Origin of the sequence: Vibrio sp. T13N, from assembly GCF_032970445.1 — a bacterium.
Classification (GTDB): domain Bacteria; phylum Pseudomonadota; class Gammaproteobacteria; order Enterobacterales; family Vibrionaceae; genus Vibrio; species Vibrio diabolicus.
In genome coordinates, this window is sequence record NZ_JAWJYE010000006.1 from 320,341 (window position 1) to 342,674 (window position 22,334).

The 22,334-nt window shown below is 44.6% G+C and carries 24 protein-coding genes; 11 read left to right on the plus strand and 13 right to left on the minus strand.

Annotation, left to right across the window (positions count from 1 at the left end):
* Nucleotides 1-14: 14 nt before the first annotated feature.
* The 5 genes from rplW to rpmE all read right to left on the minus strand — a co-directional run bounded on the left by rplW (nucleotide 15) and on the right by rpmE (nucleotide 2,566).
* On the minus strand, nucleotides 15-317 hold the full coding sequence (gene rplW, locus R2S67_RS12825) for a 50S ribosomal protein L23 (protein WP_004398471.1): 303 nt from the start codon (nucleotides 315-317) through the stop codon (nucleotides 15-17).
* The gene (gene rplD / locus R2S67_RS12830; RefSeq protein ID WP_005379556.1) at nucleotides 314-916 is read right to left on the minus strand and encodes a 50S ribosomal protein L4; all 603 of its coding nucleotides are present in this window, start codon (nucleotides 914-916) and stop codon (nucleotides 314-316) included. Before rplD ends, rplW begins: the two co-directional genes overlap by 4 nt.
* Before the next feature lie 17 nt (nucleotides 917-933).
* On the minus strand, nucleotides 934-1,563 hold the full coding sequence (gene rplC, locus R2S67_RS12835; RefSeq protein WP_005379555.1) for a 50S ribosomal protein L3: 630 nt from the start codon (nucleotides 1,561-1,563) through the stop codon (nucleotides 934-936).
* 14 nt (nucleotides 1,564-1,577) lie between these two features.
* Nucleotides 1,578-1,889, minus strand: a complete 312-nt coding sequence (gene rpsJ, locus R2S67_RS12840; RefSeq protein WP_004410492.1) for a 30S ribosomal protein S10 — start codon at nucleotides 1,887-1,889, stop codon at nucleotides 1,578-1,580.
* Nucleotides 1,890-2,344: 455 nt separating this feature from the next.
* Nucleotides 2,345-2,566 carry a 50S ribosomal protein L31 gene (gene rpmE / locus R2S67_RS12845; protein WP_005379546.1) on the minus strand — a complete coding sequence of 74 codons (222 nt, stop codon included), beginning with the start codon at nucleotides 2,564-2,566 and terminating at the stop codon, nucleotides 2,345-2,347.
* Nucleotides 2,567-2,861: 295 nt separating this feature from the next.
* Between rpmE and priA the strand changes: the two genes are divergently transcribed.
* From priA to rraA, 7 genes are all read left to right on the plus strand, one after another.
* The gene (gene priA / locus R2S67_RS12850) at nucleotides 2,862-5,063 is read left to right on the plus strand and encodes a primosomal protein N' (protein WP_225461735.1); all 2,202 of its coding nucleotides are present in this window, start codon (nucleotides 2,862-2,864) and stop codon (nucleotides 5,061-5,063) included.
* Between the two features lie 304 nt (nucleotides 5,064-5,367).
* On the plus strand, nucleotides 5,368-6,396 hold the full coding sequence (gene cytR, locus R2S67_RS12855; RefSeq protein ID WP_254901949.1) for a DNA-binding transcriptional regulator CytR: 1,029 nt from the start codon (nucleotides 5,368-5,370) through the stop codon (nucleotides 6,394-6,396).
* 224 nt (nucleotides 6,397-6,620) lie between these two features.
* Complete coding sequence (ftsN, locus tag R2S67_RS12860; RefSeq protein ID WP_017820300.1) at nucleotides 6,621-7,169, plus strand: cell division protein FtsN; 549 nt, start codon at nucleotides 6,621-6,623, stop codon at nucleotides 7,167-7,169.
* 115 nt (nucleotides 7,170-7,284) lie between these two features.
* Complete coding sequence (gene hslV, locus R2S67_RS12865; protein WP_005383176.1) at nucleotides 7,285-7,836, plus strand: ATP-dependent protease subunit HslV; 552 nt, start codon at nucleotides 7,285-7,287, stop codon at nucleotides 7,834-7,836.
* A 23-nt stretch (nucleotides 7,837-7,859) separates the two neighbouring features.
* On the plus strand, nucleotides 7,860-9,191 hold the full coding sequence (gene hslU, locus R2S67_RS12870) for an HslU--HslV peptidase ATPase subunit (RefSeq protein WP_006742475.1): 1,332 nt from the start codon (nucleotides 7,860-7,862) through the stop codon (nucleotides 9,189-9,191).
* Between the two features lie 308 nt (nucleotides 9,192-9,499).
* The gene (locus tag R2S67_RS12875) at nucleotides 9,500-10,417 is read left to right on the plus strand and encodes a 1,4-dihydroxy-2-naphthoate polyprenyltransferase (protein WP_047009017.1); all 918 of its coding nucleotides are present in this window, start codon (nucleotides 9,500-9,502) and stop codon (nucleotides 10,415-10,417) included.
* Nucleotides 10,418-10,493: 76 nt separating this feature from the next.
* Nucleotides 10,494-11,000: a ribonuclease E activity regulator RraA gene (gene rraA / locus R2S67_RS12880; protein WP_005379537.1), complete on the plus strand. Its 507-nt coding sequence runs from the start codon at nucleotides 10,494-10,496 to the stop codon at nucleotides 10,998-11,000.
* Nucleotides 11,001-11,135: 135 nt separating this feature from the next.
* On the opposite strand, the gene zapB is transcribed toward rraA, so the two are convergent.
* Nucleotides 11,136-11,378, minus strand: a complete 243-nt coding sequence (zapB, locus tag R2S67_RS12885; protein WP_005379536.1) for a cell division protein ZapB — start codon at nucleotides 11,376-11,378, stop codon at nucleotides 11,136-11,138.
* 348 nt (nucleotides 11,379-11,726) lie between these two features.
* Between zapB and glpX the strand changes: the two genes are divergently transcribed.
* The 3 genes from glpX (at nucleotide 11,727) to R2S67_RS12900 (ending at nucleotide 14,393) form a co-directional block, all read left to right on the plus strand.
* Nucleotides 11,727-12,734 (plus strand): class II fructose-bisphosphatase, encoded by a 1,008-nt coding sequence (gene glpX / locus R2S67_RS12890; protein WP_005383180.1) that lies wholly within the window; start codon nucleotides 11,727-11,729, stop codon nucleotides 12,732-12,734.
* Nucleotides 12,735-13,261: 527 nt separating this feature from the next.
* Entirely contained in the window at nucleotides 13,262-13,882 is a 621-nt protein-coding gene (locus R2S67_RS12895; RefSeq protein ID WP_053809483.1) for a helix-turn-helix transcriptional regulator, read from the plus strand.
* 160 nt (nucleotides 13,883-14,042) lie between these two features.
* Nucleotides 14,043-14,393 carry a DUF3135 domain-containing protein gene (locus R2S67_RS12900; RefSeq protein ID WP_048626578.1) on the plus strand — a complete coding sequence of 117 codons (351 nt, stop codon included), beginning with the start codon at nucleotides 14,043-14,045 and terminating at the stop codon, nucleotides 14,391-14,393.
* On the opposite strand, the gene R2S67_RS12905 is transcribed toward R2S67_RS12900, so the two are convergent.
* The 3 genes from R2S67_RS12905 to R2S67_RS12915 form a co-directional block, all read right to left on the minus strand.
* A complete protein-coding gene (locus R2S67_RS12905; RefSeq protein ID WP_395219149.1) occupies nucleotides 14,387-14,680 on the minus strand; it encodes a GIY-YIG nuclease family protein in 294 nt (97 codons plus the stop codon). The two genes, R2S67_RS12900 and R2S67_RS12905, sit on opposite strands and share 7 nt — an antisense overlap.
* A 553-nt stretch (nucleotides 14,681-15,233) precedes the next feature.
* Nucleotides 15,234-15,656 carry a DUF805 domain-containing protein gene (locus R2S67_RS12910; RefSeq protein ID WP_012841178.1) on the minus strand — a complete coding sequence of 141 codons (423 nt, stop codon included), beginning with the start codon at nucleotides 15,654-15,656 and terminating at the stop codon, nucleotides 15,234-15,236.
* A gap of 216 nt (nucleotides 15,657-15,872) precedes the next feature.
* Nucleotides 15,873-16,220, minus strand: coding sequence for a 5-carboxymethyl-2-hydroxymuconate Delta-isomerase (locus tag R2S67_RS12915; RefSeq protein WP_317344937.1), 348 nt, complete (start codon nucleotides 16,218-16,220; stop codon nucleotides 15,873-15,875).
* 269 nt (nucleotides 16,221-16,489) lie between these two features.
* On the opposite strand from R2S67_RS12915, the gene tpiA reads away from it, so the two are divergent.
* Entirely contained in the window at nucleotides 16,490-17,260 is a 771-nt protein-coding gene (tpiA, locus tag R2S67_RS12920) for a triose-phosphate isomerase (protein WP_005384863.1), read from the plus strand.
* A 100-nt stretch (nucleotides 17,261-17,360) separates the two neighbouring features.
* On the opposite strand, the gene galU is transcribed toward tpiA, so the two are convergent.
* From galU to R2S67_RS12940, 4 genes are all read right to left on the minus strand, one after another.
* Nucleotides 17,361-18,239 carry a UTP--glucose-1-phosphate uridylyltransferase GalU gene (galU, locus tag R2S67_RS12925; RefSeq protein ID WP_005397961.1) on the minus strand — a complete coding sequence of 293 codons (879 nt, stop codon included), beginning with the start codon at nucleotides 18,237-18,239 and terminating at the stop codon, nucleotides 17,361-17,363.
* A 68-nt stretch (nucleotides 18,240-18,307) separates the two neighbouring features.
* Nucleotides 18,308-19,474: a nucleotide sugar dehydrogenase gene (locus R2S67_RS12930; protein WP_140120929.1), complete on the minus strand. Its 1,167-nt coding sequence runs from the start codon at nucleotides 19,472-19,474 to the stop codon at nucleotides 18,308-18,310.
* A gap of 97 nt (nucleotides 19,475-19,571) precedes the next feature.
* Nucleotides 19,572-21,668, minus strand: a complete 2,097-nt coding sequence (locus R2S67_RS12935) for a YjbH domain-containing protein (protein WP_317344938.1) — start codon at nucleotides 21,666-21,668, stop codon at nucleotides 19,572-19,574.
* Nucleotides 21,669-21,711: 43 nt separating this feature from the next.
* The coding region (locus R2S67_RS12940) for a glycosyltransferase family 2 protein (RefSeq protein WP_317344939.1) at nucleotides 21,712-22,334 on the minus strand (623 nt) is incomplete at its 5' end.

Genomic DNA, 22,334 nt, shown 5'->3' on the forward strand with positions numbered 1-22,334 from the left:
TTTAACTACTCCTGTTATTCCGCGCCGCCAACGAAGTCAAGATCTTGACCTTCTTTCAAAGTAACGTACGCTTTCTTAACGTCGCTGCGGCGACCTTGGCGTAGACCTTGACGTTTGGTCTTACCCTTAGTGATAAGAGTATTTACAGACTTAACTTCAACTTCAAATAGCTTTTCTACAGCTGCTTTGATCTCTTTTTTAGTCGCATCTTTAGCTACTTTGAAAACGATAGTGTTCGCTTTCTCAGCTGCCATAGTTGCTTTTTCAGAGATGTGCGGTGCACGTAGAACTTTTAGGATACGCTCTTCAGTGATCATGCTAGCATTTCCTCTACTTGCTTAACTGCTTCTGCAGTCATTACAACTTTGTCAAACGCGATTAGAGATACTGGATCGATACCAGCAACATCACGTGCGTCAACTTTGTATAGGTTACGAGCAGCTAGGAATAGATTCTCATCTACTTCGCTAGTCACGATTAGAGCGTCAGTTAGCTCAAGCTCTTTAAGCTTAGCAACTAGCTCTTTAGTCTTTGGTGCTTCAACTGAGAAGTTATCAACAACGATTAGACGCTCTTGACGAACAAGCTCAGAAAGAATGCTCTTCATAGCACCACGGTACATTTTTTTGTTTACTTTTTGGCTGTGATCTTGTGGTTTCGCAGCAAAAGTAACACCACCTGTACGCCAGATTGGGCTACGGATTGTACCAGCACGCGCACGGCCAGTACCTTTTTGACGCCATGGCTTAGCGCCACCGCCAGAAACTTCTGAACGTGTTTTTTGAGCACGAGTACCTTGACGAGCACCTGCTGCGTACGCAACAACTACTTGGTGTACAAGAGCTTCGTTAAACTCACGTCCGAAAGTAGTTTCGGAAACAGTTAGTGCATCGGCACCTTTAACCATTAGTTCCATTACTTACTCCTGAGACGTTATGCTTTAACAGCTGGTTTAACGATCACGTTGCCGCCAGTTGCGCCTGGGACTGCACCTTTAATAAGAAGCAGGTTGCGCTCAGCGTCAACACGTACGATCTCTAGGTTTTGAGTCGTTACACGCTCAGCACCCATGTGACCTGCCATTTTCTTGCCTTTAAATACGCGACCTGGAGTCTGACATTGACCGATAGAACCAGGAGCACGGTGAGACAATGAGTTACCGTGAGTCATATCTTGAGTACGGAAGTTCCAACGCTTAACAGCGCCTTGGAAACCTTTACCCTTAGATGTACCAGTAACGTCTACTTTCTTAGTTTCGTTGAATAGTTCAACAGTTAGTTCTGAACCAACTTCGAACTCTTCGCCGTTTTCTAAACGGAATTCCCAAAGACCGCGACCAGCTTCAACGCCAGCTTTAGCAAAGTGACCTGCTTCAGCTTTGTTTACGCGGTTAGCTTTCTTAGAACCAGCTGTAACCTGGATTGCTGCGTAGCCATCAGTTTCAAGAGTTTTCACTTGAGAAACACGGTTAGCTTCAACCTCAACAACAGTTACTGGGATAGAAACGCCTTCTTCAGTAAATACGCGGGTCATGCCCACTTTACGACCGATTAGACCAATCATACTTCTAATCTCCCTTAACCTAGGCTAATTTGAACGTCAACGCCCGCAGCAAGGTCTAGACGCATTAGAGCATCAACAGTCTTGTCTGTTGGCTCAACGATGTCGATTAGACGCTTGTGAGTACGGATTTCGTACTGGTCACGTGCTTTCTTGTTAACGTGTGGAGAGATAAGAACTGTGAAACGCTCTTTACGAGTTGGCAGTGGGATTGGACCACGAACCTGTGCGCCAGTGCGCTTAGCTGTTTCAACGATTTCCGCTGTAGAAGCATCGATTAGTTTGTAATCGAAAGCTTTTAGGCGGATACGGATACGTTGGTTCTGCATGAGACAGAGCTCCAAATTTAATAAATTACACAAACAATATCGCCACTCAAACTCGTCAAGACGAGAGAATGCCGATTGATTTATGTGAAACCGTAGCATCCAAGATTAGGACGCATTGTCAGTTAATTTTCGATTAACTATCCCTATATGCCAAAGTCACCTTTGAGGATAGTTTTTCCGAAGAAAAGATAGCTAATTGTATTAACCGCGAACATAAGCTGAGTATACATTACCTAGCAAATCCTTAGATTTGCTCGCTCCTCACTGCTCATTGGTTCACAACTGGCTTAACCAGTGCGCTGCATTATACAGATCACACTTTAGGTTGCAAGCGCTGAGTGAAAAATAATCGGGAATATTCCAAACCCTATACATCCCTCTTCGCTTGGTAGCCATTAAACAAAAAGGACGCCGAAGCGTCCTTTTCTAAACTGTAATCGTAATAGCGGCTGCTATTATTTCTTACCGCTTGATAGTGCACCGAAACGCTTGTTGAAGCGATCAACACGGCCGCCTGTATCAACGATACGTTGCTTACCAGTGTAGAATGGGTGACACTTGTCACATACGTCTAGGTGGATAGACTCTTTACCTAGAGTAGAGTTGAACTCAAAAGAGTTGCCGCAAGAACAAGTCGCTTTTACTGCTTTGTATTCTGGGTGGATACCAGCTTTCATGGGATAACCTCAATAGTAGGCCGTGTCGCTATACGAATCTAAGCCGCACACCACACGCAATTAATAATAAAATGGGATACCGCATCAACTAATTGCCGAAGCCATATCTCAAGGCGCGATATAGTAAAGAATCACATTGCTCGGATCAACACATTTGGCAACTTTTTCGCCACTTTTTTAGCCAGACTAATCATAGAGGCACGATTCACGCTGAATCACATAGCTTTACTCGAATTTCCATACCGATTTTAATAGACTCTCATTTCCTTTCCCTCTTTTTAATAGCTAAGAATTTATGCGTCCAACCATTGCTAGAGTGGCATTACCCGTTCCGCTCGACAAACAATTTGATTACGCCATTCCGGGGCACCTGTTTCCGATCATTGGTGGACGCGTTTCCGTACCTTTTGGACGCCAAACCTTAGTCGGCATCGTCACCGCAATGGTGAACGACTCTGACTTTCCTAAAGATCAACTTAAGCCAATCAAAGCGGTATTAGACTCCCAACCGATATGGCCAGAGACGCTTTATTCTCTGCTAAATTGGTGCAGCCAGTTCTATCAGTACCCTCTAGGTGACACTCTACACAATGCAATGCCTGCCGCGCTGAGGAAAGGCAAACCGGCCGACTTTGCAACGCTACAAGAATGGCAACTGACAGAAGCAGGAAGAAATAAGCTCATGCAAGGGCTTGGACGTGCGATAAAACAACAGCGTGCACTCCAAATGATGATCAACGGCCCAATCTCGCATCAAGAGCTCTTGGATCAAGAAGTAAACTCGACCATCTTAAAAAATCTCGAAGAAAAAGGTTGGGTCGAGCGCATCGAGAAAAAGCCGACCATTACGAAATGGAGTCAAAATGTAGAGTGTGCGGTAGAGAAACCAAAGCTTAACCATGAACAAGCACTCGCGATTGCCAGCGTAAATAGCCAAACGGGCTTTGCTTGCTATTTATTAGAAGGGGTCACGGGATCCGGTAAAACCGAAGTTTACTTAAACCTTATCAAGCCCGTTCTAGAGCAAGGGAAACAAGCATTAGTTTTAGTACCTGAGATCGGTCTAACGCCCCAAACCATCAACCGCTTTAAACATCGATTTAATGTCCCAGTAGATGTGATTCATTCCGGTTTGAATGAAACAGAGCGTTTGAACGCCTGGTTATCGGCTCGCGATAAAGCCGCGGGGATCATCATTGGTACGCGCTCAGCCCTACTGACACCTTTTGCTGATTTGGGGATTATTATCGTTGATGAAGAGCATGACTCCTCTTATAAGCAACAAGACAGCTTGCGTTACCACGCTCGTGATGTTGCTGTCATGCGCGCCCATAAAGAGCAAGTGCCGATTGTCCTTGGCTCAGCGACGCCAGCGTTAGAAACCCTACATAATGCGCTGTCTGGTAAATATCACCATTTAACACTCACCCAACGAGCTGGCTCTGCTGTGCCAACCACCAATAAAGTGTTAGATGTAAAAGGTCAGTATTTAGAAAGTGGCTTATCCGCCCAACTGATTGCCGAAATGCGCAAACACTTAAAAGTAGGCAATCAGGTTATGTTGTTTCTTAACCGCCGAGGTTTCTCGCCCGCTTTGATGTGCCATGAATGTGGTTGGATTGCAGAATGTAAACGCTGTGATGCGTACTATACGTTCCACCATTACAGCAACGAAATACGCTGCCATCACTGCGGCTCACAACAACCTGTCATTCATCAGTGTCAGGGATGTGGTTCAACTCAACTGGTTACCGTCGGCGTAGGTACGGAACAGCTCGAACAACAATTGGCTCAGTTGTTTCCAGAATACAAAGCCATTCGCATCGACAGAGATAGTACACGTCGTAAAGGTAGTTTGGAAGATGCCCTTGAATCGATTCGTAAAGGTGAATACCAAATACTGATAGGCACTCAAATGCTGGCTAAGGGGCACCACTTTCCAAATGTAACGCTCGTTGCTCTTTTGGATGTTGATGGCTCTTTGTATAGTAGTGATTTTCGCGCTTCGGAGCGATTAGCTCAGCTGTTTATTCAGGTCGCAGGTCGTGCTGGCCGAGCAAGTAAACCTGGCGAAGTGATCCTGCAAACTCACCATCCTGAGCACAGCTTGCTGCAAGCCCTACTTCAAAAAGACTATCGTCACTTTGCTATGACAGCTCTGGAAGAACGCAAACTGGCTCAGCTTCCGCCTTATAGTTTCTTGACTCTGTTTAAAGCAGAAGCAAACCAAAGTGAAGTGGTTGAAGATTTCTTACGTCAGGTTCGCTTTACCTTAGAATCGCACCCTTTATTTGACGACACTTGCATGGTGCTGGGTCCAACACCATCACCTCTCGCCAAACGCGCAGGCAAATACCGCTGGCAGCTGTTACTTCAAACCCAGCATCGTTCATTGATGCAAAAGTTATTAACCAGTGCCAAACCTGCTATTGAGTTGTTGCCAAATGCCAAGAAAGTTCGCTGGAATTTAGACATAGAGCCACAAGATCTCAGCTAGCAAACGTTTAACTATGTAATGAATTACCATTTAATGTGACGGGCATCACGACGGGATTGCAATTTTTGTTAAACAGACCGTAACTTTCACTTTAGAAATGAATAGACTATCCAAATTAGAAAAGTCTAAAGTGACTTGTTCGCACAGGCTTAGATTAAAACAATGACTATTCCCACAAATTGATGTCGCAGTGAAGAATCCATTTTTCCACTTGTTAACACGAACTGAGCGAAGAGCAAACGATGCTCTAACTCAGCGTGATTATTATGATTTCAAACAGGAATAACGTCATCTTGGCAAAAAAATAAACGAGAGGTTAAAAACTATGGCGACAATGAAGGATGTTGCCCAGCTTGCGGGAGTGTCTACGGCTACGGTATCTCGAGCATTAATGAACCCAGAGAAGGTCTCTTCTTCAACGAGAAAAAGAGTAGAAGATGCCGTACTTGAAGCGGGTTATTCTCCAAACTCATTAGCGCGCAACTTACGTAGAAACGAATCAAAAACCATTGTCACTATCGTTCCCGACATCTGTGATCCTTATTTTTCTGAAATTATTCGCGGTATTGAAGATGCTGCCATGGAACATGGCTATCTAGTCCTGCTGGGCGATAGCGGACAACAGAAGAAACGCGAAAGTTCTTTCGTTAACCTCGTATTTACTAAGCAGGCGGATGGAATGCTACTGCTTGGCACAGATCTACCGTTCGATGTCAGTAAGCCAGAGCAAAAGAACTTACCTCCGATGGTAATGGCGTGTGAATTTGCGCCTGAACTCGAGCTTCCGACAGTACATATTGATAACCTGACCTCAGCATTTGAAGCGGTGAATTACCTAACCCAATTAGGTCATAAACGCATTGCTCAAATCTCTGGACCAGATACAGCAATATTGTGTCAGTTCCGCCAGCAAGGCTACCAACAAGCCCTGCGCCGTGCCGGCATCAATAAAGATCCACAATATAGTGTCATTACTGAGTTCTCTTTTGATGGCGGAGCAAAAGCCGTTCGTAAACTGCTCGAATTGCCAGAGCCACCAACGGCTATTTTCTGCCACTGTGACACAATGGCCATCGGCGCAATTCAAGAAGCGAAAAAGCTTGGCTTACGAGTACCGCAAGATCTCTCTGTTGTGGGCTTTGATGACATTAACTTCGCTCAGTACTGCGATCCACCGTTGACCACTATCTCTCAGCCTCGCTATGAGATTGGTCGACAAGCGATGCTAATGATGCTTGAAATGTTAAAAGGACACGACGTGCATTCAGGCTCGCGCCTACTTGAAACTAACCTCGTCATTCGCGGAAGTGCAGCGCCACCACAGCGCCCTTAACCTAAAGATTAGGTATTCATACCCAAAGCGGTGCTAAGGCGCCGCTTTTTATTTGCCCCTCCTGCTTTTTGTGTATCTCCGAATAAATATAAGCAAGAACGGAAACACACTCCTACACTCGGGCGTTGTCGCGCTTTAGCTATCAAGATTCTATCAATAGGGTGTTTTCTCAACTCGTTCTGGATTAACATATTTGCAAGAATCCTTGATGACCAGAAATAACCGTGGCAAATAGAGATTATGTAAGACGGGGGCGAGGCGCCCCAAAAAAGTCGACAAAAAAACAGCCGCCGAGAAGAAAAAAACCTTGGCGTAGTGGCCTGCTCGCTATCTTGCTCGTGGGTGGTTTTGGCTATGGTCTTTACCTTTTGAGTAGCGACCCAGAACCCAAACAACCTGTCGTGAAGCAGCCAACAACCACTGTAAGCAAACCAAAGCCGAAAAAAGACTTGCCGCCACCACCAGAAGAAAAGTGGGAATATGTTGAGTCACTACCGAAACGTGAAGTTGAAGTTGTGGCCAAAGAAATTGAAGTTTCTAAAATTCCTTACATCATGCAGTGTGGCGCGTACAAAACCCAGGCACAAGCGGAAGAGCGCAAGCTTGCAATCGCGTTCCAAGGGATGTCGAGCAAGATTCGTAAGAAAGAAGGCAGTTCATGGTATCGCGTGGTGCTAGGTCCGTATAAGTTCAAACGTGATGCAGAACGTGACCGTCATAAACTGCAACGCGCGAAAATCGAGCCATGTGCGATTTGGAAAGAAAATCTTTAAACTCAGGCCCTAGGAGCTAAGATCCTAGGGCCTTTCTTTTTGCCCCCTTGAATCCCTATTTCCCCTCCCCCATATACTGAATTAAATCCAAAGAGAAATAATCAAGAGGTCGACTGTGACTACCATTGTATCTGTACGTCGAAATAATAAAGTCGTCATCGCGGGTGATGGCCAAGTATCTCTAGGCAATACCGTAATGAAAGGTAATGCGCGCAAAGTTCGCCGCTTATATAACAACCAAGTACTAGCGGGCTTTGCTGGCGGCACTGCGGATGCCTTCACCCTTTTTGAGCGCTTCGAAAGCAAGCTGCAAATGCACCAAGGCCACCTAACTAAGGCTGCGGTTGAGCTAGCCAAAGACTGGCGTAGCGATCGTGCTCTGCGCAAGCTCGAAGCCTTGCTTGCCGTTGCCGACGAAACCGCATCGTTAATCATTACCGGTAATGGTGATGTCGTACAGCCAGAACACGACCTGATTGCGATTGGCTCTGGTGGTGCTTACGCACAAGCTGCAGCAACCGCCCTACTAGAAAACACAGATCTAGATGCTCGTGAGATCGCGGAAAAAGCCCTCAACATCGCGGGTGATATTTGTGTCTTCACCAACCACCACCACACAGTAGAAGAGCTAGACTCAACGGTAGAGCCTGAAAAACCAACCGCGTAATCGTAACGAAGTAAGGAAAGAATATGTCTGAAATGACGCCTCGCGAAATCGTTCATGAATTGAACCGCCACATTATCGGTCAAGAAAAAGCCAAGCGTTCGGTTGCGATTGCACTTCGTAACCGCTGGCGCCGTATGCAGCTTGAAGAAAGCTTGCGCGCCGAAGTGACGCCAAAAAACATTTTGATGATTGGTCCTACTGGTGTTGGTAAGACTGAAATCGCACGCCGCCTCGCAAAACTGGCAAATGCCCCTTTCATCAAAGTTGAAGCGACAAAATTCACCGAAGTGGGTTACGTTGGTAAAGAAGTTGAAACTATCATCCGTGACCTGACTGATGTCGCGGTAAAAATGACGCATCAACAAGCGATGGAAAAAGTGAAATTCCGCGCAGAAGAGCAAGCAGAAGAACGCATTCTTGATGCGCTACTGCCACCAGCACGTGATAGCTGGGGTCAAGCAGAGCAAACGGAAGAGTCTTCTCACACTCGCCAGATCTTCCGTAAGAAACTGCGTGAAGGCCAACTAGACGATAAAGAAATTGAAATCGACGTAGCCGCACCACAAATGGGCGTAGAGATCATGGCGCCCCCAGGTATGGAAGAGATGACTAACCAGCTGCAAGGCATGTTCCAAAACCTGGCAGGCGACACTAAGAAAAAACGTAAGCTGAAAATCAAAGACGCAATGAAAGCGTTAGCGGAAGAAGAAGCGGCGAAACTGGTTAACCAAGAAGAGCTAAAAGAAGCGGCGATTTTCAACGTTGAAAACAACGGCATCGTATTTATCGATGAGATCGACAAGATCTGTAAACGCGGCGAGAGCTCAGGCCCAGACGTTTCACGCGAAGGTGTTCAGCGCGACCTACTTCCATTGATTGAAGGCAGCACGGTATCAACCAAGCACGGCATGGTAAAAACAGACCACATTCTGTTTGTTGCATCTGGTGCATTCCAAGTGGCAAAACCATCTGACTTGATCCCAGAATTGCAAGGTCGTCTACCAATTCGTGTTGAGCTAGAAGCACTAAGCAGCAACGACTTCAAACGCATTCTGACAGAGCCAAAAGCCTCTCTAACAGAGCAGTACGTTGCGTTGATGAAAACGGAAGATGTGGACATCGAGTTCACAGAAGATGGCATCACGCAAATCGCGGAAGCGGCATGGACGGTCAACGAAAGCACAGAAAACATCGGTGCTCGTCGCTTGCATACCGTTATGGAGCGCTTAATGGATGAAATCTCTTACGACGCGGCGGAGCAATCTGGTGCGAAGTTTGTTATCGATGCCGCTTATGTGAAAGAGCGCCTAGGCGACACGATTGAAGATGAAGATCTAAGCCGCTTTATTCTTTAATCGCAATCTATCCCACCAAAGCCCAGAACCTTGTTTCTGGGCTTTTTGTTTAGAGTGACGATTACTGTGACAACACCTAAATCAAAAGATCTGGTCATTCTAGCGAGCTCAAGCGAGACTAAGAATCTAATAGCAGCGTTCTCCGTACCCTTTACTTTCCAAAAAGAGGGCTATTTTATCGCCTCAAATATCGAAACTGCTTTCCTTCTACTTCACCCTTTGACTTCTAGTTGAGTTGTTTTAGGTCAATAGCGTATCTGCCTCTTTGTGCTTATACTGGGCACATTGGTTACTAGCACGAAATTTCCATGAAACAATCTTTACAGATCTGGCTTGAAGCCGCTCGCCCAAAAACACTACCTCTGGCGTTAGTCTCTATCTTAACGGGTAGCGTACTCGCCTACTCGGCGGGTCATTTTTCACCGACAATTGCCATCATGGCTTTCGTAACCGCGACGTTGCTGCAAATTCTATCCAACCTTGCGAACGACTATGGCGATGCCGTTCAAGGTACAGATAACGACAAACGCCTTGGCCCATTACGAGCGATGCAGTCTGGCGCGGTAAGTGCGAAACAGATGAAACAGGCGATTATCTTTAACATCGTTCTGACCGCTATTTCTGGCTTAGTGTTAGTTTTCTATTCACTAAGCTCACTGGAAAGCATTGTGACGTTTATCGGGCTGGGAATTTTAGCCATCCTCGCGGCGATTGCTTACACCATGGGTAGCAAACCATACGGTTACGTGGGGCTTGGCGATATTTCAGTTTTCTTGTTTTTTGGTTTACTCGGCGTATCCGGTACCTATTTCTTGCATACTGGTCACGTAGATACCACGCTATTCTTACCAGCTCTAGGCTGCGGTTTACTCGCCGTTGCAGTACTCAACATCAACAATATGCGTGATATCGAAAACGACCGAGAGTGTGGTAAACGCACGGTCGCAGTGCGTTTGGGTCAACGCAAAGCCAAGCAGTACCACTTTGTTTTACTTGGAGGTGCTATTCTTGCCTTTGCGGCTTACTTGTTAATTCAAGACAAACCCGTTTGGATTAGCTTGCCATTTTTACTTAGTATTTATTTCGTGGCCGATCATGGTAAAGCGGTTTGGCATACACAAAAGCCCGCTCAGATAGCACCAATGATGCCAGTCATCGTGAAATGCTCTTTAGTCACCAACGTTTTGTTTGCAACAATTGTGGTAGCTCAAACTCTAGTAAGTTAAAAAAGGATTGTCATTGCATTGACTTAATGCCTAGATATACTCAAAGACAACCAATTTCTGTTTAGAAAGGTACGCTATGGAATACAATACCTCAGCACTCTGTGATATCTACCTCGATCAGGTAGATGTGGTTGAACCAATGTTCAGTAATTTTGGCGGTCGCGCTTCATTTGCCGGGCAAATCACCACCATCAAGTGTTTTGAAGATAATTCGTTGATCCGCGAGACATTAGAGCAAGATGGACTTGGTCGCGTTTTGTTAATTGACGGTGGCGGTTCCCTACGTAAAGCCCTTATCGATGCAGAAATCGCAACCATTGCGGAAGAAAACGAGTGGGAAGGCATTGTCGTTTACGGCTGTGTTCGTGAAGTAGATGAACTTGAAGATATGAACTTAGGCATTCAAGCCCTCGCCTCTATTCCTGTTGGAGCGACCAGCCAGGGTATTGGCGAATTAGATGTACCAGTCAACTTTGGCGGCGTCAGCTTCTTACCTGAAGATTATATTTATGCCGATAGCACCGGAATTATCCTGTCGCCTGAACCATTGAATATTGATTTAGAGTTGGATGAAGAAGCATAGCGAGTCTTAGACGCCTAAGTTATAGGGCCTTCTCTTGGCTATCAGAATCGAGCTTGTCCCAACGATTTTCAACTTGCCCAAAACACAAACACCCGCTTAACGCGGGTGTTTTTAATTTGGAATGAAGAAGCCGAATTATTCCACTTCGTCCATTTTGCCAAGTAGTGCACGAATGCGCTCTTGCCATTGCGCGTGCTCTTGTTGTGCTTGCTGTGCTTTTTGCTCTAGCTCTTCACGTTGAGAGCGAAGCTCGTTCGCTTCTTCCGCAAGTTTTGCTTTATCTTCTTTCAGCTCTTCGACTTCCATCTGAAGAAGAGTGATTGTGTCAACTGCAGTTTGAATTTTAGATTCTAGTTGTTCTAGTACTTCAAAAGACATCTTGGCCTACCTATGTTATTCCGTTGGGACGATGTGCGAGATTGATGCACACCTAACCTATATAAGGTTCATTCTACTCAGCGTCGCGATGAGAAACACTCACTATATTCGATATTTCGCATCATTCGGTCAAAAAATCGGCGCAATCTCACTAAACGCTGACTTTTCTTATCGCCGAAGCATTTTTGAGCAAGGATTTTGCCTCCCGCCACGCTGAAAATCGCCCTAAGTATTGATCAAATTCAAGTTAGATAAAGTAAAAGCTCCGCAAAAAGGCAAACGTTTACCCTACGTTGTGATAGAATCGCCGCGCAAATTCTTCTTCCCTCTTGCTTACTTGGAGACATCATGAAACGCGATTTAGCAATGGCATTTTCCCGTGTGACTGAAGGTGCAGCTTTGGCTGGTTACAAATGGCTTGGCCGTGGCGATAAAAATGCAGCCGATGGCGCAGCTGTTGAAGTTATGCGCACCCTACTGAACAAAACAGATATCAGTGGTGAAATTGTCATTGGTGAGGGTGAAATCGATGATGCGCCAATGCTATACATTGGTGAGCAAGTGGGTATTGGTGGTGATGAAGTAGATATTGCAGTCGACCCGATTGAAGGGACGCGTATGACGGCAATGGGACAGTCAAACGCACTAGCCGTACTTGCCGCAGGTGAGAAAGGCAGCTTTCTTAAAGCGCCAGATATGTACATGGAAAAACTGGTTGTTGGCCCTGGTGCAAAAGGCGTGATTGACTTAGAAAAGCCGTTAAAAGAGAACCTAGAGAACGTAGCAAAAGCCCTGAACAAACCACTTGATACCTTAGTCGTTATTACCCTTGCGAAACCTCGCCACGATGACGTTATTGCAGAAATGCAAGCAATGGGCGTACGTGTCTTTGCGGTGCCTGATGGTGACGTGGCTGCCTCTATTCTGACTTGTATGCCAGACAGTGAAGTGGACATGATGTACTGTATTGGCGGCGCGCCAGAAGGGGTCGTCTCAGCCGCGGTGATTCGAGCGCTAGACGGTGACATGCACGGTCGTCTACTTCCTCGTCATGAAGTAAAAGGCGATACTGAAGAAAACCGCATTTACGGCGCAGACGAACTAAAACGCTGCGATGAAATGGGCGTAAAAGCGAATGTTGTCCTCAAAATGGAAGACATGGCACGCAGCGACAACGTGGTATTCTCAGCAACAGGCATTACTAAAGGTGACTTGCTAGAAGGCATCTCTCGCCAAGGCAATATCGCAACGACAGAAACGCTGCTCGTGCGTGGTCGATGCCGTACTATTCGTCGTATTAAGTCAACTCACTACCTAGATCGTAAAGATCCAGAAGTGCGTGATATTATTCTTTAAGCATTTCTCGAGGCTCTAGCCAATCTGAGTTGGAGCCTTTCTTTCTCACACTCGTTCCTCGCTGTTCAGAATGACGGTTACCACAGTAAGCTCTAAATCAAAAGAGTTCGTCACTCTCGCGAGCTCCAGCGAGACTAAAAAATCCAGTAACAGCAAACTCCTATTCTCTCCCTCCCACCATAACCCCTACACAGCCGGACGATAGATTCTGAATCACACTCGTTCCTCGTTGTTCAGAATGACGGTGACTTTAATAAGCTCTAAATCAAAAGAACTCGTCATTCTAGCGAGCTCCAGTGAGACTAAGAATCTAATAACAGCAAACTCCTATTCTCTCCCTCTCACCATAACCATTGCACAACCGGACGATAGATTCTGAAGCACACTCGTTTCTCGCTGTTCAGAGTGGCGATATATATTGGTTCGCATGAACATAGACCCAACAGATCCCCACTCAAACTAAGTCAACACTTTTCTTTACTAACCCTATCGCGCATAATATGTACTGACGTATAAATGGTGGGTATATGAAGACCGTAGATAGGATATTGCAAATCGTTAAGCGTGATGGTTCCGTCACTGCAAAACAACTCTCTTCTGAGCTGGGTATGACAACCATGGGGGCACGTCAGCACCTTCAGAGTTTAGAAGATGATGGCATCCTGTCTATTCATGACGTCAAAGTCAAAGTGGGTCGCCCCGCTCGCCATTGGTCTCTCACTCAAAAAGGTCATGAGCAATTTGCTGACCGTCACGGTGAGTTGACCATTCAGTTTATAGAGGCTGTCGAACACATTTTTGGCAAAGATGGACTGGACAAAGTCACATCGGAAAGAGAAAAACTCACGTTACAAAGTTATCGTCAGCACCTTGAGCAATGCAACTCTCTGCAAAGCAAACTAGAAACTCTTGTGACACTCAGAGAACAAGAAGGCTATATGGCCGAGCTTGAGCAAGATGAGAACGGATTTATCTTGATCGAAAATCACTGCCCGATTTGTAAAGCCGCAACTCGCTGCCCAAGCTTGTGCCAATCAGAATTAAGTGTCTTTCAGTCTTTACTTGGACGTGACACCAAAGTAGAGCGCACCGAGCATATCATCAGCGGTCAAAGACGCTGCGTGTACCGCATCCAACAACTGCAGTAACTACCACAACCAAACATCGACATGCCGCACTTATTCAATCTCAAGCTTAAAAGCTTCTCTTATAAGTGAGACGGCTGAAGAATTCATCCTCTCTCCTCTTTCTAGTGGTATAGGCTTTTAGTAACTAAAGGCAATTTCCATAAGGATTTGGAGAACATTGATGTCTACTCTACGTCACTACCCTTCTCAAACGCTTCCGCCATTCGATGAAATGGTTCGAATGGCAGAGCGAGATCCAGAAGCTTTTGAGCAATTTCGTCATGAAATGGCAAAAGAGATGATCGAAAGTGCATCAGAAAACATGCAAGAAAGACTGTGGGCTCAGCAAAGCCACATCGATAGGGTCATCAGCACGTGTAAAAACCCTCACCACACCAATGTGGTATTGATGAACGAATTACAAAAACAGGTCGTGAAGTTCAGAGCGGCGCTACAAGGGGAAACGGCACCGACTCAAAAAGCGGATGTGGTTAGTTTAGAGGCATTTAAAGGTAGGGATGATTTTTACTGATACTCAGTAGATAGATCGAGAAAGTTAGGGTTCGTTTCTCTTACCAAGGCTAACTTCCACTCACGCTTCCACTGCTTGAGCTGCTTTTCTCGGTTTATGGCAGTTGCCATATCTTCGAATAACTCAAAGTAAACGAGCTTATGAACGTTGTATTTCTTGGTAAATCCCTCAACTACTCCGTTTTTATGCTGCCATATTCTTTGAGGCAGCTGACTGGTAACACCAATGTAAAGAACGGCGTTGTTGTTTGACGTTAGGATATAAACGCAAGGCGTCCTATCGATGATTCATTCTCCTTCATGATTCGCTGTTACTTTTCCATTGTAATTTAATCGCTCAGTTCAAACTCGGAGCGCTCTGTGCGTAGATTCTGAATCACGCTCGTCCCTCGCTGTTCAGAATGACGGTGACTTTAATAAGCTCGCTCTAGGTCAAAAGCGTTCGTCATTCTAGCGAGCTCAAGCGAGACTAAGAATCAAGTAACAGCAAACTCCTATTCTTTCCCACTCACCTTAACCACTGCTCAAGCGGACGATAGATTCTGAATCACCTCGTTCCTCGCTGTTCAGAATGACGGTGAGTTTAACAGCCTCTAAATCAAAAGAGCTCGTCACTCTATCGAGCCTTAGCGAGACTAAGAATCTGGTAACAGCAAGCTCCTATTCTCTCCCGCTCACCTTAGCCACTGCTCAAGCAGACGATAGATTCTGAATCATGCTCGTCCCTCACTGTTCAGAATGACGGTTAAAATAGCAAGCTCTAGATCAAAAAAGCTCGTCATTCTAGCGAGCCTCAGCGAGACTAAGAATCTACTTTCAGCGCGCACGTTACTTAAAGCGATTACTCCGGCTCAGGGCCATATTGGTTTGGTCCTGATGTCCCCTTTAAGAAGCCACATTCAATTAGAATCCATAAACCACAAATCAGAGAAATGGAAGCAACGAACATTTGCGGTGTCGACGGCTCTTGTGCAACAGGGCTGGTCATTGGCGTAGCGATTCGTCCGATAATCAACGGAATATTCAGTGCTAGCCAATAGATTGATTTGTTGCGGTCATGCCAACGCTTGGTGGTGATCGCCAAATCAGGGATTAACAAAATCACCAAGAAAATAGGGAGAAGTAAATAGGAGAAAGTAGGAAATAGCTTACTGATTCCAGCACCAAAACCTAGAATAGAGACATAGTAAATGACGTTCCAAATCCAGTAGGTTTTACGGTTTATACGTCCTTGAAAAGAAAACAGTAACTCTTTAGTCGACATCAAATTTTACCCCAAAATAGAAAGGTTATAGATTAGCCGAGTCGATATGGTTTGGAAAGTACACCTGCTGTGTAAGCGCCAATAGTGCCGTTATAACAAGCAGAGCGAGACTAAGCTCAAGCAACGATAAACGCTCGATAAGGCCTATTAGCTTTCAGTACCCTGCATCTAACGATACTTAACCCTGCTCACTGCTCTCAAGAAACTCGGTTCAACCTAATTCACTACCTTCTGGAAGCTGTCTACGTCCATGTCTCGGATATTGACCGTTAAGCTGTGCACGTGACTGGCTTGCTCTTGAAGTGTCTCCATCAAGGCTCGTGACAGTTCTCGCTTCTGCTCTTGGGAACGGCCAGATAGCAAATCAAAGTTGATATGGATAAAGTCGAGGCTATCGCCCTCTTCCCCAATTAACCAATTGTGGCTCCGGAGCGTTCTAGATTTCACTGACGCGAGTTCAAAAAGGCCACTCTCTAACGCCGTTTTATGTAAGTCCTCCAGCAACCCCTGAACATTGACACGTTCTTCCACCGAGTTTGAATACTCTAAAACGAGATTTGGCATTTTGATTCCTTTCTACAACAATTAATTCCAGCGCGTAGTAATACCAATCTCAGCAGCAATTTCCGAGGAATGAACTATCATTCTGTCTACGTGATCACCAATCGATTGCTTTTGACAAAAATAACAGGATCGCTGCTTGGTCGAATCAGTAAAGAAAGCCGGACAAGACATGACGCCAATCATGATCTGTTCACATTATTCTGTTATATTCCTACGTAGATTTTTTACATTAATTGACTATTTACATTAAAGATAAGGGAGATATTCCTATGCGTCGTCCTGTAGTGATGGGTAACTGGAAACTAAACGGCAGCAAAGCAATGGTAACTGAGCTGCTAACTGGTCTTAACGCTGAGCTTGAAGGCGTTGAAGGTGTTGACGTAGCAGTCGCTCCACCAGCACTTTACATCGACCTAGCAGAGCGCGTAATCGCTGAAGGCGGTAACAAGATCATCCTAGGTGCTCAAAACACTGACCTAAACAACAGCGGTGCGTTCACTGGCGATATGTCTCCAGAAATGCTGAAAGATTTCGGTGCTACTCACATCATCATCGGTCACTCAGAGCGTCGTGAATACCACAACGAATCTGACGAGTTCATCGCGAAGAAATTCAACTTCCTAAAAGAAAACGGCCTAACTCCTGTTTTCTGTATCGGTGAATCTGAAGCGCAAAACGAAGCTGGCGAAACTGAAGCAGTATGTGCACGTCAAATCAACGCAGTTATCGACACTTACGGTGTTGAAGCTCTAAACGGCGCAATCATCGCTTACGAACCAATCTGGGCTATCGGTACTGGTAAAGCAGCAACCGCTGAAGATGCACAACGCATCCACGCTTCTATCCGCGCACTTATCGCTGCGAAAGACGAAGCAGTTGCAGCACAAGTAATCATCCAATACGGTGGCTCTGTTAAGCCAGAAAACGCTGAAGCTTACTTCTCACAACCAGACATCGACGGCGCTCTAGTTGGCGGTGCTTCACTAGACGCGAAAAGCTTCGCAGCAATCGCAAAAGCAGCGGCTAAAGCAAAAGCTTAATCTCGTTTTTACTGAGAGTAGAAATAACAAAGGGATGCATCATGCATCCCTTTTTGTTTGCGTGTTATCCACTCGGAATACACCGATAGGAAGTTCTGAATTATGCTGGCTCGGCAATTTTCACGGTTGGTTTTTTCGCGAGCTCCGCACTGGAATCCTTCTTATAAAGGTTCTCGTAGCAGTAATTTGTTGCTTCAATGTAGCCTTCTACGCTACCGCAATCAAAGCGCTGACCTTTAAATTTGTATGCCAAAACACAACCAGATTGAGCTTGTTGCATCAACGCATCGGTGATTTGAATCTCGCCACCTTTACCCGGCTCTGTATTTTCAATCAGCTCAAAGATATCAGGGGTCAGAATGTAGCGACCAATAATCGCTAGATTGCTAGGTGCAGTACCTGGCTCTGGCTTTTCAACCATGTTATCAATGCGGAAGATATCATCTTTGATCATCTCGCCAGCAATCACACCGTATTTATGCGTTTCTGATTCCGGTACTTCTTGTACCGCAACGATTGAACAGCGGAACTGTTTGTACAGCTCAACCATTTGCGCTAGAACGCCTTTGTCTTCATTCACACAAAGGTCATCCGCGAGCACGACAGCAAACGGTTCATCACCGACCAATTCACGTCCCGTAAGAATAGCGTGACCTAAGCCTTTCATTTCACGCTGACGGATGTAAGTGTAACTCGCTGAATCAATCAAAGAACGAATATCATCAAGCAGCGCTTCTTTACTTGTACCGCTAATTTGATGCTCTAGCTCGTAGTTTTTATCAAAGTGATCCATCAGGGAGTGTTTGCCACGACCTGTAACAATACACATTCCATCCATGCCCGCTTCAATGGCTTCTTCAACACCGTATTCAATCAATGGCTTGTTCACCACTGGCATCATTTCTTTCGGCATCGACTTAGTTGCAGGAAGGAAACGTGTACCGTAACCCGCCGCAGGGAATAAACATTTTTTAATCATAACCATTACCAACTAAAAAAAGGCTCCTCTGAGGGAGCCTGTTATATTATTTTGAATATAAATACGAATTAATCGCTACCAAACAGATCACGGGTGTAGACTTTATCAGCAACATCAGCAAGTTCCTCAACCATGCGGTTAGAAACAATAACATCAGACATTTGTTTGAACTCTTCAATATCGCGGATAACGGCAGAGTGGAAGAACTCATCTTCCTTAAGTACTGGCTCATACACCACGACTTCGATACCTTTTGCCTTAATACGCTTCATAATGCCTTGAATAGACGAAGCGCGGAAATTGTCTGAGCCAGCCTTCATAATTAAGCGGTAAATGCCCACAACTTTTGGTTCTCGCTTGAGAATAGACTCTGCGACAAAATCTTTACGAGTGCGGTTTGCATCAACAATCGCTCCGATAATGTTATTTGGAACATCCTGATAGTTTGCTAACAGTTGCTTTGTATCTTTCGGTAAGCAGTACCCGCCGTAACCGAATGACGGGTTATTGTAGTGATTGCCAATACGAGGATCTAAGCCTACACCTTCAATAATTTGGCGCGCATCAAGGTTATGTGCTTCAGCATAAGAATCCAGTTCATTGAAGTAAGCCACACGCATCGCAAGGTACGTGTTTGAGAACAACTTAACCGCTTCTGCTTCTGTAGAGTCAGTAAACAGAACCGAGATGTCTTCTTTTACCGCGCCTTCAACTAAAAGGTTAGCGAACTTCTCTGCACGTTCGCTTCGCTCACCAACGATGATGCGAGACGGGTGGAGGTTATCGTAAAGTGCTTTACCTTCACGAAGAAACTCTGGAGAGAACATAACATTCTGACAACCGAGTTCTTCTTTAATACGCGCAGTGTAACCCACAGGTACAGTCGACTTAATCACCATAACCGCATCTGGATTAATTGCCATCACATCTTTAATCACCGCTTCAACTGAAGAGGTGTTAAAGTAGTTCGTTTGAGGGTCATAATCCGTTGGTGTTGCAATAACAACAAACTCTGCATCTTTGTAAGCCAGCTCTTTATCTAGCGTCGCGACAAAGTTGAGCTCTTTGTTTGCAAGAAAATGTTCTATTTCCGCATCAACAATTGGAGACTTCTTGTCGTTCAACAAGTCCACTTTTTCTTGGATAATGTCAACCGCCACAACCTCATGGTTTTGCGACAATAACATGGCATTGGACAAACCGACGTAGCCCGTGCCTGCTACAGCAATTTTCATTTTTATTTCCTATTATTTAACTGACGCTAGCATATCAAAACACCTAAACTCTCGGTAGAGTGCGGTGATTGACTAAAAGCCTAACTAGCAACACAACTTAATTCAATTGAGTACCCAGGTAACGCAAATAAGCGTTGCGGATACGCAGCTTGTTCTGCTCAAAGTACTCTTGACCATAACGGCCTCGGTTAAAGTAGCGACGAAGCATACTATTATCCATTACGAGTTCATCACCCTGGCCTGCCGCTAAATGGTTAGCATCATTACCAACCCGTGTCGTAACGTTGAAATCATAAGCCTCGTTACCACGAACTTGTATCACTCCCGGCGACATATCACGCCATGGCGTTAATGGCAGCTTTACCGACACAGTGACAAACTGCTCTTCGTCTGTATCGTTAAACTTTGTCACCTGATAACTTGCGGATATTTCTATGTCTTCAAACCAATGTGATGTCGTGAATTTTGCGCCAACATCCCCTTTCCAAAACTCGCCAGCAGTTGCGTTAAACTGCCAATCCCACTCTGGCATAGAGAATGTGTAACGAGTTAAAAAGGTTTGGCGATCTGGGTTTGCATAACCATTTTTGTCTTTTTCGTCTTGATGCTGGAAATAGCTCATCTCTAATCCCAACTCATGGTTGCCCGATTGAGAGAACCAAGCTGATTCGCTGCGCGCACCGATATAATCCGATTTAACCAAGCCTAGGGAAACCTGATTGGCAATATCGACATATGGTAAACGGAAGAACTGATGCACCATTGCACGATCAATCTCGTTCTCATACGCGCTGTCTTCGAAATACCCACCCTCTTCAAAATCATCACTTTCTGCTAAAGGTAAAATATGACGAACATCAATTGCGGCGCCAGACCATAGGTAGGTGTATAAGTTGCTAGACATGGCCAAAGAGTAATCATACACTCCGTACTCGGTTGCTACGCCATGCCTTACCATAGGTGAAAGTACGATCTGCGAATCTAAAGTGCCTGAATTGACTCGTTCCGTTTTCCAATCAACCATGTCTAATCTTTCCGACAAATCGCGCGTGATAAACTGAATGTCATCGCAAACTGCGCTACCATTGACAAAGCTTTGATAACAGTTAGAGTTAGACAAAACGCTGACCACTGGTTTTTGGTTGGCAAGCATCACAAGTTCAAATTGATCGGATGCAGCGCCAATATCTTGCGCCGCATTTTGACCGAAATGACTCGAAACAATTCCCAGAGCCACACCTAATCCATCTGCTTGATTATGGTTGTATCGACGGTTCTCTAAAGCCACCACCACTCTACCATTGACTAACCCCACTTGAATGTTAACGAAACCTTCATTTTTTAATGCACTCACCAAAGTGGAGATCGAAGCATCTTGAGACTTCTTCTGCTCTACAAAAAGCTTATCTATCAAAGAAATATCGTTTTGATAAAAACTAACTGAGCGTGTGTAAGCAGATATCAGAGGGATTGAAAAAGCGGCATTCCATACACTTCTATTATCTGTTTCATGCCCTGAATAGAGCTGATAACTAAGAGAAGCTGTTAWATCATACGGGAGCAGCTCTTTTGGCGTAAAAATTTTTACTGAAGAATTAAACTCTTCAGAGTCATACTCACCTACCAACTGAATAAAATTGAATGGTTGGAACTCAACACCACCAAATGGCCCGTCCATAACACCAAGCGGAATATCTGACTGACCATAACCAGCTGATATACGAACAGGGAAAGACTTGGGAGAATAATCAATAACAAGATATTTAGAGAAAAAAAACTGAGAAGACCCATCAAGGTCCTGAATACCAAAAGCGACATCAAATTTATCACTTTCCCAAAGTCGAGAGAGTTGATATTTAAATGACATTGACAGATCACGACTTCCACACTTTTGTCGAGACTCGAAAATGTGACAGTCATAAGTTTCAGTCGCTATTCTTCCTGTGGTTTCGAGTCCCTCTATTAAGCCAAGAGACAACTTGATAGAGTCGCTACTTTTAATACGCTCCCTCCACGGTAACCCTCTTGCAAAAGCTACAGATAAACTCCCAGTATCAACAACTTCTGCATTAGGTGTATAAACCAAACCAGTAAAACTTTGATTTGAGGGTAAATTAGTACTTATCGAATTCGCTACAGTATAAAATGAAAATGAGCTCAACGTTATTACTAAAATTAATTTACTTTTATTCATTAAATTTTACTCAAACTTGAATGCAGATAAAAATTAATGTTCACTACTTTCTGAAAACAGCTCTCCAGCCATAAAAACAGAAGCACTCCAAAGAACTAAAGAATGACAAGTCTTCCAGTTGCCTATATATCTGCCATTGTCGCTTGGCTTTTTTAAATTTGTTTCTTGATATTGAATTAGGAAGAATTCTATATTTAGTTAACACTGTTGTTAAAGGATAAGCTCTATTCCCATCCTTTAACAGCTTTAGCCACAATGCATAGTCTTGCCCTGTCCTTATCAATGGCATTTTTAAATCAGAGAATGCATTCTTTCTTAGCATTACTGTGGAACAGCCTAATGTTGCTTTCTTTCTCAACATATCAGAGTAAGACAAACTTTTCTTATGGTGCGTATCAACGAACTTCCCTGTCGAGTTATCATTATGATCTATAATCTCATAGGCAGTAAAGCTAAAGTTAATGCGTTTATCTATCATAAATTTCAATTGTAGTTCAAGTTTATTCTCAATCCATAAATCATCACTATCTATAAAAGCCAAGTATTCACCTTTGGCATTTTCAATTGAATTATTTCTGGATATAGCGGCTCCAGAGTTTTTATTATTTCTAAAAACCTTAACCCTTTCATCTTCAAAAGATATTTTTTTTAAGACCTCAAAAGTAT

Coding starts and splice junctions, on each gene's coding strand:
- zapB (WP_005379536.1), bottom strand. CDS start 11,378: ATGTCTTTTGAAGTACTAGAACAACTAGAATCTAAAATTCAAACTGCA.
- rplC (WP_005379555.1), bottom strand. CDS start 1,563: ATGATTGGTCTAATCGGTCGTAAAGTGGGCATGACCCGCGTATTTACT.
- hslU (WP_006742475.1), top strand. CDS start 7,860: ATGTCTGAAATGACGCCTCGCGAAATCGTTCATGAATTGAACCGCCAC.
- rplW (WP_004398471.1), bottom strand. CDS start 317: ATGATCACTGAAGAGCGTATCCTAAAAGTTCTACGTGCACCGCACATC.
- R2S67_RS12895 (WP_053809483.1), top strand. CDS start 13,262: ATGAAGACCGTAGATAGGATATTGCAAATCGTTAAGCGTGATGGTTCC.
- glpX (WP_005383180.1), top strand. CDS start 11,727: ATGAAACGCGATTTAGCAATGGCATTTTCCCGTGTGACTGAAGGTGCA.
- rplD (WP_005379556.1), bottom strand. CDS start 916: ATGGAACTAATGGTTAAAGGTGCCGATGCACTAACTGTTTCCGAAACT.
- R2S67_RS12875 (WP_047009017.1), top strand. CDS start 9,500: ATGAAACAATCTTTACAGATCTGGCTTGAAGCCGCTCGCCCAAAAACA.
- R2S67_RS12910 (WP_012841178.1), bottom strand. CDS start 15,656: ATGTCGACTAAAGAGTTACTGTTTTCTTTTCAAGGACGTATAAACCGT.
- priA (WP_225461735.1), top strand. CDS start 2,862: ATGCGTCCAACCATTGCTAGAGTGGCATTACCCGTTCCGCTCGACAAA.
- rpsJ (WP_004410492.1), bottom strand. CDS start 1,889: ATGCAGAACCAACGTATCCGTATCCGCCTAAAAGCTTTCGATTACAAA.
- R2S67_RS12930 (WP_140120929.1), bottom strand. CDS start 19,474: ATGAAAATTGCTGTAGCAGGCACGGGCTACGTCGGTTTGTCCAATGCC.
- R2S67_RS12900 (WP_048626578.1), top strand. CDS start 14,043: ATGTCTACTCTACGTCACTACCCTTCTCAAACGCTTCCGCCATTCGAT.
- tpiA (WP_005384863.1), top strand. CDS start 16,490: ATGCGTCGTCCTGTAGTGATGGGTAACTGGAAACTAAACGGCAGCAAA.
- R2S67_RS12915 (WP_317344937.1), bottom strand. CDS start 16,220: ATGCCAAATCTCGTTTTAGAGTATTCAAACTCGGTGGAAGAACGTGTC.
- rraA (WP_005379537.1), top strand. CDS start 10,494: ATGGAATACAATACCTCAGCACTCTGTGATATCTACCTCGATCAGGTA.
- rpmE (WP_005379546.1), bottom strand. CDS start 2,566: ATGAAAGCTGGTATCCACCCAGAATACAAAGCAGTAAAAGCGACTTGT.
- galU (WP_005397961.1), bottom strand. CDS start 18,239: ATGATTAAAAAATGTTTATTCCCTGCGGCGGGTTACGGTACACGTTTC.